Source organism: Candidatus Hydrogenedentota bacterium (assembly GCA_013359265.1).
GTDB lineage: Bacteria > Hydrogenedentota > Hydrogenedentia > Hydrogenedentales > SLHB01 > JABWCD01.
In genome coordinates, this window is sequence record JABWCD010000010.1 from 153,336 (window position 1) to 165,032 (window position 11,697).

The 11,697-nt window shown below is 60.6% G+C and carries 10 protein-coding genes; 7 read left to right on the forward strand and 3 right to left on the reverse strand.

What is annotated here, in order from left to right:
• Position 1: 1 nt before the first annotated feature.
• Positions 2-1,519, forward strand: coding sequence for an alkaline phosphatase family protein (locus HUU46_11290; GenBank protein NUM54219.1), 1,518 nt, complete (start codon positions 2-4; stop codon positions 1,517-1,519).
• Between the two features lie 7 nt (positions 1,520-1,526).
• Positions 1,527-2,606 carry a hypothetical protein gene (locus tag HUU46_11295; GenBank protein ID NUM54220.1) on the forward strand — a complete coding sequence of 360 codons (1,080 nt, stop codon included), beginning with the start codon at positions 1,527-1,529 and terminating at the stop codon, positions 2,604-2,606.
• A gap of 20 nt (positions 2,607-2,626) precedes the next feature.
• Here HUU46_11295 and HUU46_11300 read toward each other — a convergent pair whose 3' ends face one another.
• Positions 2,627-3,838 carry a Gfo/Idh/MocA family oxidoreductase gene (locus HUU46_11300; GenBank protein ID NUM54221.1) on the reverse strand — a complete coding sequence of 404 codons (1,212 nt, stop codon included), beginning with the start codon at positions 3,836-3,838 and terminating at the stop codon, positions 2,627-2,629.
• Positions 3,839-4,087: 249 nt separating this feature from the next.
• Here HUU46_11300 and HUU46_11305 point away from each other — a divergent pair, with 249 nt between their 5' ends.
• The 4 genes from HUU46_11305 (at position 4,088) to HUU46_11320 (ending at position 6,725) form a co-directional block, all read left to right on the forward strand.
• Positions 4,088-4,318: a hypothetical protein gene (locus HUU46_11305; protein NUM54222.1), complete on the forward strand. Its 231-nt coding sequence runs from the start codon at positions 4,088-4,090 to the stop codon at positions 4,316-4,318.
• The gene (locus HUU46_11310) at positions 4,305-4,775 is read left to right on the forward strand and encodes a hypothetical protein (GenBank protein NUM54223.1); all 471 of its coding nucleotides are present in this window, start codon (positions 4,305-4,307) and stop codon (positions 4,773-4,775) included. The genes HUU46_11305 and HUU46_11310 overlap by 14 nt, the downstream gene beginning before the upstream one ends.
• A gap of 80 nt (positions 4,776-4,855) precedes the next feature.
• Positions 4,856-6,142, forward strand: a complete 1,287-nt coding sequence (locus HUU46_11315) for a PQQ-like beta-propeller repeat protein (protein ID NUM54224.1) — start codon at positions 4,856-4,858, stop codon at positions 6,140-6,142.
• A 169-nt stretch (positions 6,143-6,311) separates the two neighbouring features.
• Complete coding sequence (locus HUU46_11320) at positions 6,312-6,725, forward strand: hypothetical protein (GenBank protein NUM54225.1); 414 nt, start codon at positions 6,312-6,314, stop codon at positions 6,723-6,725.
• A 120-nt stretch (positions 6,726-6,845) separates the two neighbouring features.
• Here HUU46_11320 and HUU46_11325 read toward each other — a convergent pair whose 3' ends face one another.
• Complete coding sequence (locus tag HUU46_11325; GenBank protein NUM54226.1) at positions 6,846-8,375, reverse strand: sulfatase; 1,530 nt, start codon at positions 8,373-8,375, stop codon at positions 6,846-6,848.
• Positions 8,376-8,557: 182 nt separating this feature from the next.
• Entirely contained in the window at positions 8,558-9,316 is a 759-nt protein-coding gene (locus HUU46_11330; GenBank protein NUM54227.1) for a class I SAM-dependent methyltransferase, read from the reverse strand.
• 728 nt (positions 9,317-10,044) lie between these two features.
• Between HUU46_11330 and HUU46_11335 the strand changes: the two genes are divergently transcribed.
• Positions 10,045-10,305, forward strand: coding sequence for a hypothetical protein (locus HUU46_11335; GenBank protein NUM54228.1), 261 nt, complete (start codon positions 10,045-10,047; stop codon positions 10,303-10,305).
• The last annotated feature ends 1,392 nt before the right edge of the window (positions 10,306-11,697 follow it).

Sequence of the window (11,697 nt, forward strand, 5' to 3'; positions counted from 1 at the left end):
TATGCAGCGGTACTGTTACGCACTTATTCCAGCGGTCGCATTCTTCTTCTGGGGCGCGGCGCATGCAGCCGATGGGCCAAAGGCATTGGTCATCGTGATCGACGGACTTCGCCCGGACTACGTGCGCGAAGACCTCATGCCAAACCTGCACGCGCTCGGCGAAGACGGCGTTGTCTGCACAAACCACCATGCCGTCTTTCCGACCGTTACGCGCGTGAACTCGACGACATTTTCGACAGGCTGCTATCCGGCGCGGCACGGCATTCTGTCGAACGGTATCTACGTACCGGCGGTTGACAAGCAGAAAGGATTCAGTACCGGTAGTGCCGAGAACCTGATGAAACTCGACGCCGCGACCGGCGGAAAGGTGGTCACGGCGCCAACGCTCGGCGAGATACTCGATTCCGCGGGAATGAAGATATTCGTTGCGAGCTCGGGCTCGAGCGGGTCGTCTTTTCTGCTGAATCCGCGCGCGAAAGGCGGCGGCATCGTCAATTCGGAACTGGTGCTTCCGGAGTCAGCGCGTGCGCACGTCGACGAATTGCTCGGCCCCGTGCCTGAAGAGGCAGTACCCAATGCGGCGGCAAGCCGGCGCATCGTCGATGGACTGATACGCATCGGCATCGACGAACATCGCGCGGAAATGATGTTCTTGTGGATCACCGATCCGGACCACACGGCCCATGTGCGCGGTATCGGCACGCCGGATACCTTGGCCGCGCTGAAACACGTGGACGAAGAAGTGGGCCGCGTGCTCGCGGAGCTGAATGCCAAGGGGCTTCAAGACCGAACGAACATTTTCATCACATCGGACCACGGCTTTTCCACGCAAAAGGGAATGGGCGGCATTTCACAGTTGCTCGTGCAGCAAGGCGTGAAGAAGAGTCTTGCGAGTACGGACGTAATCCTTGCCGACGGCGCGATCTATGTCGACAACCACGACGAGTCGAAGGTCCGCGCGATTGTAGACGTCTTGCAGGCCACGGAGTGGGTTGGCGCGGTCTTCACGCCGGCCGCGGCGCCGGGTGACGTAAAGGGCAGGGTAGCGGGCACGTTCTCGTTCGATTCGATCTACTGGAACCACGAACGCGTGGGCGACATTCTCGTCGATGCGAATTGGTCGGAAGCTTCCAACGAATTGGGATGGAAGGGCACGACGATGTTGCAGGGTATGGCGGGCCACGGCACGTCGAGTCCCTATGACATTTACAATACGCTCATCGCCGCAGGCCCCGCGTTCAAGCGCGGCATCACGAGCGACGTACCGACCGGCAACGTCGATATCGCACCGACCGTGTTGCATGTACTGGGAGTGAAAAACACTCCGGGCATGGACGGCCGTGTACTGATAGAAATACTCTCGGACGGACCCGACCCGAAATCGGTTTCGGTAACACGCGCGACCGAATCCACGGAAAATGCGACAGGAACGATCGTGTATCGCGCGACCATGCACCGATCGACCGTTGACGGTCACACCTACCTCGACTACACCCGCGTTACGCGGGAGAAGAAGTAACATCGGAATGGCCACGGCACTAGCGCCAAAATCCGACGCGCAGTGGATGATTTACGGCGCGAACGGCTACACGGGACGTCTGTGCGCGATCGAGGCCGTGCGGCGCGGCATGCGTCCCGTGCTCGCGGGGCGCAATGGCGACGCGCTCGCGATGCTCGGCAAACAACTCAAACTTGAGACGCGCATATTTTCGTTGGACGATCCGCGGGTGGTTGCCGACAACCTCGGCGGCGTCGCGGTCATGCTGCACTGCGCCGGGCCCTTCTCGGCAACGAGCGTGCCAATGCTGTCGGCGTGCGAGCACGGGCACTGCCATTATCTCGATATAACCGGCGAAATCGACGTGTTCGAGTACGTGCATCAGCGCGATGCGCATTGGAAACGGGCCAACATTGCCGTGATTCCGGGCGTCGGGTTCGACGTCGTGCCGTCGGATTGTCTCGCCGCGATGCTCAAGCGCGCGCTACCCGACGCCACGCACCTGACGCTCGCGTTCCGCTCGAAGCGCGGAAAGATGAGCCCGGGCACGGCAAAGACGATGGTGGAGGGATTGCCGCGCGGCGGGCGCATCCGGCGCGACGGCCGTATCGTCGAGATTCCCAGCGGATCGTTAACGCGAAAGATTCCGTTTGGGAGTACGGAAGAACCCGCCGTCGCCATTCCGTGGGGCGACGTGTCCACCGCGTACTACTCGACCGGTATTCCCAACATCGAGGTGTACCTCGGCGTGCGAAAGAAACAGATGCGGCAGATGCGTTGGGCCGCGCGCATGAGGCCGATCCTGAGTCTCGGCTTTGTGCAGAACTATCTGAAGAATTCGATCGAGCGGAAGGTAAAGGGTCCAAACGAAAAAGAACGCGCCGCGGACGAGACCGTTCTGTGGGGCGAGGCGCGCAACGCGGCGGGCCAGAGCGTCGCGCTCCGCATGCACACGCCCGAGGGCTACACGCTCACCGTTGACGCATCGCTCACCATCGTCAAACGCATCCTCATCGAGGGCATCGCTCCGGGCGCGCTCACGCCTTCGATGGCATTCGGCCCGGATTTCGTAACGACGCTTCACGGCGTGAACGTGACGAAGGCATAGCCAGGCACGTAACGATTCGCCTACAACGTCCACCCCTCGCGGTACGGCGGATTCACGAGGGCGTTGGCTTCTTCGTCGTTCGTGACACGCAGGTTGACGCTGTCCCACTTGAGACGTCGGTCCTTCAAGCGGATTGCGAGCATGCCCAACAACACCATCTCGGTCAGCGCGCCGCCGTAGTCGAAGCTCGAACTTGCGGGCTTGCCATCCTTGCAGGCGCGGACCCAGTCCATTTCGTGCAGCGCGTCCTTCACGCGCGGCAGCGTCATCTCGGGCTGCTTGTAGTCGGCTGCAAGCGACTTGGGCAGCAGTTTCAGCCCGCCCGCGCCGTGCGACTTATGAACGATGGTCCCCTTCTCCCCGATGATGAGTGCTCCGTTGCGATCGAACTTGTCGTCCACGCCGAAGTCGCGCGGCACCGGCGGCAGCAGGCGTCCGTCGTACCACGTAAGGTCCACCGGGGGCATCGCGCCGCGCGCGGGAAACCGGTAGCGGACGATGCTTGCGCGCGGATACGTTTCCGCTGCGACGGCAGGGTCGTAGTGCGTGGTCGATGCCTGCACACTTTCGGGTGCGCCGAGGTTCAGCGCCCAAAATGCCGGATCGAGGATGTGGCATCCCATATCGCCAAGCGGGCCCGTGCCGAAATCGTAAAACCCGCGCCACGTCAGCGGCGTGTACACTGGGTGATACGGGCGCATTGGCGCGGGGCCGATCCACAAGTCCCAGTTCAACGTCTCCGGCACGGGCGGCGTCTCCGCGGGCCGCGCCATCATCGGAAAGTTCGACCACGGGTCGCCGCCTACGGGCCGGTCACTCCACGCGTGTACCTCGCGTACCGCGCCGATTGCGTCGTCCGCGATCCACTCGCAGCAGCGCCGGATTTCGTCTGACGAATGCCCCTGGTTTCCCATTTGGGTCATTACGTCCGCGGCCCGCGCCGCTTCGGCGATCGTGCGCGTTTCGTAAATGCTGTGCGCGAGCGGCTTCTGGCAGTAGATATGCTTACCCGCGCGAATTGCCGCCATCGCGATCACCGCATGCGTGTGGTCCGGCGTAGCGATAACTACTCCGTCAAAATTCTTTGACTCCTTGTCGAACAACTCCCGGTAGTCCACGTACCGCTTTGCGTTTGGAAACTCCCCGAACGTCCGCGCGGCAAGCGCGGAATCCACATCACACAATGCGACGATGTTCTCCGACTTCATCTTCTGAAGGTTTGCACGGCCCATCCCGCCGACGCCGATCCCCGCGATGTTCAACTTCTCGTTCGGCGACACCTTTCCCGGAACTACCTTTGCCGTGTTTACTCGCTCCGGCGCCGTCGCACACCCCGCCGCACTGAGCGTGGAAGTAGCGATGAATTGCCGGCGAGTGAGGTCAAGTTTTTTCACCAGTATCTCCGTATGGGTCGCCCTGCAGGGCAGTTCCAGTTGTGCCGCGGAGTTGCGGGTCCGCCGCGCCCCGTATATCGTACTCGAATGAGCGGTTCGACTGAAGCACCTGAAGACGGCATTATTCCGGCGGATTGGCTTGCCGAATTCGAGGCCGCCGCGCGCCGGCCCCTGGAAACGCGTATGAGGTATGCTTTTATCAAAACGTACAAACCCGTCTTGGATGACGCTGCCTACCGATCGTTTGACACGATGGAAGACTACCGTCGCTGGTGCGAAGAAAACCTGCCAGATTGGCTTGGTTATGCCCGCGTTTGACTATCGTCAAGCGCAGGAAATCCGCGATGTCTTCGCCGCGCATCGCGTCCGCTATCTGTTCATCGGCAAGTCCGCCGCAATTCTGCTTGGCTTTCCCGATACTACTCAGGATGCCCATATCTATCCCGATAAATCGTTGGAAAATGGCCGAGCGCTCGTTCCCGCATTGCGCCAATTGGGATTCGATCTGTCCGACACGCACGCTGCGGAAATAGAACGCGGCAAGGACTTCGTCCAGTTGAAGAACGGTCCCTTCGATGTCGATTTGGTGTTCGCGCCGGACGGAATCGAGCATTTTGGAGAAGCCTGGCTTCGTCGCGTAGATATCGACGGATTTCCCGTGTGCCACCTGGACGATATTATTGCCAGCAAGGAAGCGTCGCATCGTGTAAAGGATATCGAATCGCTCCCACGGCTGCCATCGTTCAGGAAGTATTGGCTGAATCGCCGCACATAGCCGTCTTCCGATTCTTCGAGTCCATGAACTTGCGAAACCAAAGAGCACGTGGGGTTCGGATTGTCAATCGCCGTGCATCGATGCTCCGTATTTCTCATGGGCATTGCACCGCGTGGGTGGTGGCGGCCTTTTTCGCCGCGACGGCCCCGGCGGATGACTGGCCGCAATTTCGTGGGCCGGGACGCGACGGCGTGTGGCGCGAGGTAGGCGCGCTAGCGCCGTTTCCCGCGGAAGGACTGAAAGTGCTGTGGCGAACGCCGGTGGGAATTGGATGGTCGAGCCCGATTGTCGCGGAAGGCTGTGTGTACCTGTGCGACGCACAACTGACCAAACCGCTCGCGAAGGAACGCGTACTCTGTTTCGATTCGTCGACCGGTATGTTGCGCTGGCAGTACGAATCCGGAGTGTCCTTTCCCGATTGGGCGTACGTGCACGGCCAGGGCGGCGGGCCGACGGCAACGCCCATCTTCGACGCAGGCAGGGTGTACGCGATGGGCCCCTTCGGCCACCTACATTGCCTCTATGCCGACGACGGTTCGCTCGTGTGGCGCAAGAATCTCGACGAGCAGTTTGATATCAGGTTGCTCAGTGTCCGGCCGTCCCCGCTCATCGACGGCAACCTACTCATTGCGTTCATCGGCGGATTACCCGGAGCCAGCGTGATAGCGGTGGACAAGACCACGGGCGAAATCGTCTGGAAGGCGCTGGACGATCCGATCGCCAATGGTTCGCCGGTCATTATCACTGCGGGCGGCGCACGCCAACTCATCGTATGGTCCGCGGAGTCGACAGCGTCCCTCAATCCAGCGACCGGCGAGATTTACTGGCGTGAGCCGATGACGACCAGCACAAACGACGCCATCCCGACACCGGTCGCCTTGAATGGCCGCTTGCTGGTCGGAGGGCTGATGTTCGCATTGAATCCAAATCGGCCCGCTGTGACTGTGTTGTGGCCGGGAATCCACCCGGAGGGGAAACGCATCCTGAGCAATACATCGACGGCCGTGTTGCAGGACGACTACGTGTATTCCGCGCGGTCCGGTGGCGCGCTGGTCTGTCTCGACGCGCAGACGGGCGCGGAGTTGTGGTCGACAGACGCGGTCACCGAGCGGGCCAACGGCGCGAGCATTCACATCACACCGGTCGGCGATCAGTGTCTCCTTTACACGGACAGGGGAGACGTCGTTCTGGCGCGTCTCACGCCGCAGGGGTACGATGAGATAAGCCGCGCGCATCTGCTCGAGCCGACCACGCCGTTCGGGGGCAAGAAGTTCGCGTGGCCCCCGCCGGCATTCGCAAACGGGTGCGTCTTCGCACGCAACGACGAGGTACTGGTGTGCGCCCGCCTCTGGAAGTCTCCGAATTGACACATGTTTGACTTGTTTGCGGCCGTCGTCTTACGCGAGGTCCCTCTTATGTACCCAACGCGAACCCCAAAAATAATCACACGATACTGAAGCGAATCTCGGGTGTATAATGCGAGTTGTAGTAGTGGGCGAACGGCAATCGCATGGGTGCCATGCGGGAGGGTGCGTCATGGCGTACGAAATCAAGAAGGTGGACATTTGGGAAGCGGGACTCGAGGACCGGCCGGGTGGGCTTGCCGACAAGCTGGAGCCGTTGGCGAAGGGTAAGCACAACTGCGACTTTGTGCTGGCGCGCCGCACCGGGGCCGGCGGGGCCGTTTTGTACCTGGCGTTGAGCAAGAGTTCCGCGAAGACGGCAGCGTTGGCTGGACTGGGTAAGCCGACCGATCTGTTTGCGCTGCGTATCGAGGGGCCGGACAAGCCCGGGCTGTGCGCGAAAGCCGCGCGGGCCGTGGGTGACGCAGGCATTAGCATGCGCGGCTTAAACGGCGTCGTGTTGGGGAAAAAGACTGTTTTGCACCTTTCGTTCACAAGCGCGGACGACGCCGCCAAGGCGCAGAAGCTTTTGAAGAAGGCGCTCTGATCCCCCACGGATTGGCTTGGTCGAGGTTGTGTACCCGGCGCGGCATTGCAGCCGGCGAGCCGATTACGTGCTCGCGCTCGATCGGCGCATCGTTTTCGGTGCGCGAACGCGGATGACGGGTCACGAGTTCTTGCTGGGCGGCGCGGATGCCGCGTCCGGCTGTGGTATCGAATACGTGCGCTTCAAATCGGCGAGTCGCTGTTTCATTTCCGAAACAACCTTCGCATACGCGGAATCGCCGTACACGCTGCGCATCTCGCCCGGGTCCTTGTCGAGATCGAACAGCTCCCACTGATCGGCGTCGTAATAGTGAATCAACTTGTACCGCTCCGTGCTCACGCCTTCGTGGCGTGGGACGTTATGCTCGCCGACTTCGTAGTAGTGGTAGTAGATGGCCTCGCGCCAATCGCTTGGCGTCTGCCCTTTGAGCAAGGGTACAAGACTGCGTCCGTGCATGTCCGCTGGGGGGACGAGCCCCGCCGCTTCAAGAAACGTCGGCGCGTAATCGATGTTTTGCGTTAGCCGCTCGACGCGCGTGCCGGGCTTCACTTGGCCCGGCCAACGAACGAGCAACGGCATTGCCAGCGATTCGCGGTACATCCAGCGCTTGTCGTAAAGCCCGTGTTCGCCAAGGTAAAACCCCTGGTCGGAGCTGTAGACAACGATCGTGTTCTCGGCCAGGCCTTTTTCGTCGACGTAATTCAGGAGACGCCCCACGTTGTCGTCCACAGACGCAACGCAGCGGAGGTAGTCCTTGATGTAGCGCTGGTATTTCCATCGCACGAGATCGTCGCCCTGGGGATTCTGTTTCAGGAACGCCTCGTTCGACGGGCCATACGCGACATCCCAGCGCGCCTTCTGCTCGGGCGTCATGCGTTCGGTCTCGCCGTTCTTCATGTCGCGGCCGAGCGCATCTGGAGTGTTCAAGCCCGGGACCTTCAAGTCGTAGTCGAACATCAGATGCTTGCCGATCATCGCCTCATTCCCGGCGAGCACCGGCGCGCGGTTCGCATAGTCGTCAAACAAACTCGGCGGTTCGGGGATCGAGACATCTTCGTACAACGTCAGGTGCTTGGGACCGGGCGCCCACGTGCGGTGCGGGGCCTTGTGCTGGCACATCAACAGGAACGGTTTGTCCGGGTCACGCCCGCGGTCGAGCCAGTCAATCGCCAGGTCCGTGATGATGTCCGTTACATACCCTTCAATACGGCGCTTTCCCGCGGGACCGATGAAGTCGGGGTTGTAATATGTCCCCTGGCCCGGGAGAATCTCCCAATGGTCGAACCCCGTCGGATCGGTCACGAGATGCCACTTGCCGATCAGCGCCGTCGCGTATCCTGCGTGTTGCAGCAATTTCGGAAACGTCGTTTGATCGCCGTTAAAAGTGTCGGCATTGCTCCGCATGCCATTCGCGTGGCTATGCTTCCCGGTCAACACCGTGGCGCGGCTGGGCGCGCAGATGGAGTTGCCGCACGAGTTGCGAAGGAACAGCGCGCCCTCACGCGCAATCCGGTCGATGTTTGGCGTTTGGTTGATGCGCGAACCGTAGGCGCCGATTGCCTGCAGCGCATGATCGTCGCTGAAAACGAATAGAATGTTCGGGGGCGCGCTCGATTTTTCGGCCTGGCCGCGGCCGATGCCCGCTGCCATCCCGAGCGTCGTGGCTGCCAGAAAACTCCGGCGCGACACCTGCACCGTTTCGCTCCGATCCGTCATCGCGCAATCCTGCTGTAACGCCGATGGCGGTAGTGTAGCGGCCTGCCCGTCGAATTACGAAGCCGCAAAACGGGACGCGCAGGACATACGGACAGCGTCGAATCGAATTGCGCTGCCTACGCAGCTTTGGCGACTGCGGCCGCGCTGGCGTTGCGCGCGACGGCGAGCCAATCCCATGGGCGCATGTTGCGCAATTCCCGCGGCGGCGACACGGCCTGGCTGCGCCATGAGTATTCGACACGCCGGACGCGCGCGACCTGAAGGCCCAGCTCCGCGAGCGTGTCTGTCAGTTCGGTGCGCGTGTAGTGTTTCGTGCGGACCCCTTCGATGGACACGATGCCCGCCGCGCTCGGCGCGGATTCGGGGATCGCGGGGATGTGGCCCTCGAGTGTGTCGGGTTCGGGCTGTTCCGCCTTCGCGATGAGCGTAGCGGACTCAACCGACGGGACAACGAGTAACAGTTTGCCGTTCGGCCTCAGAAGCGAAGCCGCCGAACGCAAGACGTTATACCACGCGCGGCGGTTCGGGTTAATGGCGACGTTTACACAAAGGACCGTGTCGTACGCCCCCGCACGGGACCTCGGTACCGTAGCGGCTTGATGGACCGACACATGCCGTTTACGACGCATGCGTCTCCGGGCCATTTCCACACAGGCCCGGGAATGGTCGTACCCGTGTACTTCCTCGAACAGCCGCGAAAGCGTGGGGAGGTAGGTGCCGACGCCACACCCGAAATCCGCTACCGTCGGCGAAGTCCGCGCCGCCCGCTCAAGTTCACCGACAATCACCCGGTTTCGATCATGGCGCAATGTGTTAAAGATTTGTTGCGTCCACAGCGGCGCGATGCCGTCCCAATACTCGCTGTCCTGCTTCATGCCTGACCATCTCCTGTTGCCAGCAAGGGAATTACGTTCCCCGCAACAACCCCAACGCCGATCTCTCTCCATGTTCGTTATAGCCAAAATGGCACGGGACGTCAAGCGTTTTTTCGACAAGAACCGCAATATATGGTATGGAAGCCTGCCATAACGCACAACAAACTGTATTGACTAAGTCCCGCCTTATAGTAGTCCGCCGTGTATCGCGGCAATGGCTGCGGGATATTTTGTAGTATATCTTCCATTCCATCATCCCGCCGCCGCGCAGCCCGTGGCAAGAGTCCAAATACCACAATTCGTAGCGTCCCGCTCTCCGTGGCCGGCGCGATTCTGGGCCGAACTTGGCCTCTCCGCGTTTCGCCCGGCGCGGAGACCGGGCGCCACAGGACTTTTGCCACGCGCTGTTAGTGTCATGAGTTTGAGATTCTTTGCAAAAGACTGCCCGCACGGACATCGCGCTCAAAGTCCCCCTTTGAAGGGGGATTTAGGGGGATGTGTGATTGTGACCCAATGGATCTTATGGAACTGATTTCAAACTCAGGACACTAGCCGCGCTTGCAGGCGCTTTCCTCGGGTTCATTGACGGAAAAACCCTACACATCCAGTCTCAGCATTCCGATACCGGTACGGGCCGAAGTCAAACTACAGTCTATTCACGGAGCATAGGCATGGGTTTTCAGTAACTCGCGCCACTAACGGCCCATGGACAAGAAAGGAACACCATCATGAAAAAATCACTAATGCTGTCGATCCTGGCAGGGGCGCTGGTGTCCTTCGCCGGATGCGATACCGGTCAGGGCGCTCCCGGTCCGGTGCCGCCCGTAAGCGATCCGCTGGCGCCGATGGCGACGCCGCCCTCGCCCGCGACAGAGCCGACCTTGCCGGAGCAGCCCTCTGAACCGGCGGAGCCGTCATTGCCAATGCAGGAACCGAAAATCGGCGATCCGGAGCCGGCTCCCGAAACAGGGAACTTCCCACAAACGTAGGACGCATGGAAACGCACCGATCGCCGGATTGGCATCAGCCATAACCGAGAGCGGAGAGTGTGTGACCATACTGACGAATCAGAAAGCGGCGGAGACGCTCATAGGTACCGGGCGCGCGGGACGAAACAGGAAGAAGACGTAGCGCCCGGACCTATCCAATACATCGATTCTGCCGAAGATGTCTAAAAAATATTCCACCTCTCGCGTAAGCGCTATTGCTTCGGCGCATCGCTCTCTGAAATTCTGAAATCACAAATCTGAGATCGATTGATAAAACTCCCTCGGTGCGGCCACAAGCCGCGCTGGTGGTTCGTGCCGCACTAATTTGCGAGTGATTGTAGCGCCCCGGCTTCCATGCCGGGCGGTGCCGTATTTGTCTGCGCGTCGGCGCCCTGTTTCTTGAGGCGCACCGAACTTTAAGAGGCACGAACCACCAGCAGCCTGCGTCAAAAGTCCTGTAGCGCCCGGTCTCCGCGCCGGGCGGTATTGGGCGCGACTGGAACCGCCAAATTCAATTAACGCCGACCACTAATGGTTCCCGTCAATCGATTTTGTTCATGTTTGTAGCGCCCGGTCTCCGTGCCGGGCGAAACGCGGAGAGGCTAAGTTCGGCCCAAATGCGCGCCCGCCACGGAGAGCGGGACGCTACGAATTGCGGTATTTGGACTTCTGTCACGGGCTGTTAGTGGTTCGTGCCGCATTGATTTGCGAGTGATTGTAGTGCCCCGGCTTCCATGCCGGGCGGTATTTGTCTGCGCGTCGGCGCCCTGTTTCTTGAGGCACACAGAACTTTAAGAGGCACGAACCACTAGTGTCGTGAGCTTGAAATGCGCACAATTTGTCGTGCTCGCGCTTCGTGCTCGTGCTACTCCGAAAATGTGCCATTCGTCCCGCGCGCCGAAGGCGCAACGCAACCCTAGCCAGGGGCATCGCCCCTGGAAAATGTCCACGCCCCTGTCACCGCGCGCTGAAAGCGCACCGCTCAAGTTTTCATAATCTCAGGTGGAACTCTGTTCGTTACGACTCGTAACCGTAATCGTAATCGGGCATTCGAACTCCAGCACAACTTCCATGGGCGTTCGACTTTTCAAACGAATTTGAGATTCATGACACTAGCGGTTCCCGTCAATCGATTTTGTTCATGTTTGTAGCGCCCGGTCTCCGTGCCGGGCGGTATTCCACGTGACTGAGACCGCCAAATTCAAATGACGCAGACCACTAGGTTCATTCGTTCGCCACAAGCGAACGGACAAACGTGATGACTGATGCGGGAGTTGAGACGGCGTGTTCTTTGGACCGCGTGAAATTGGCGCCACCGGTGCAGGAGCGGAGCAGGCAATGCGCGGCGCGCCTCCGGCGGCCAGCCGGGCGCGTGCCGTCTCGAGAATCGCC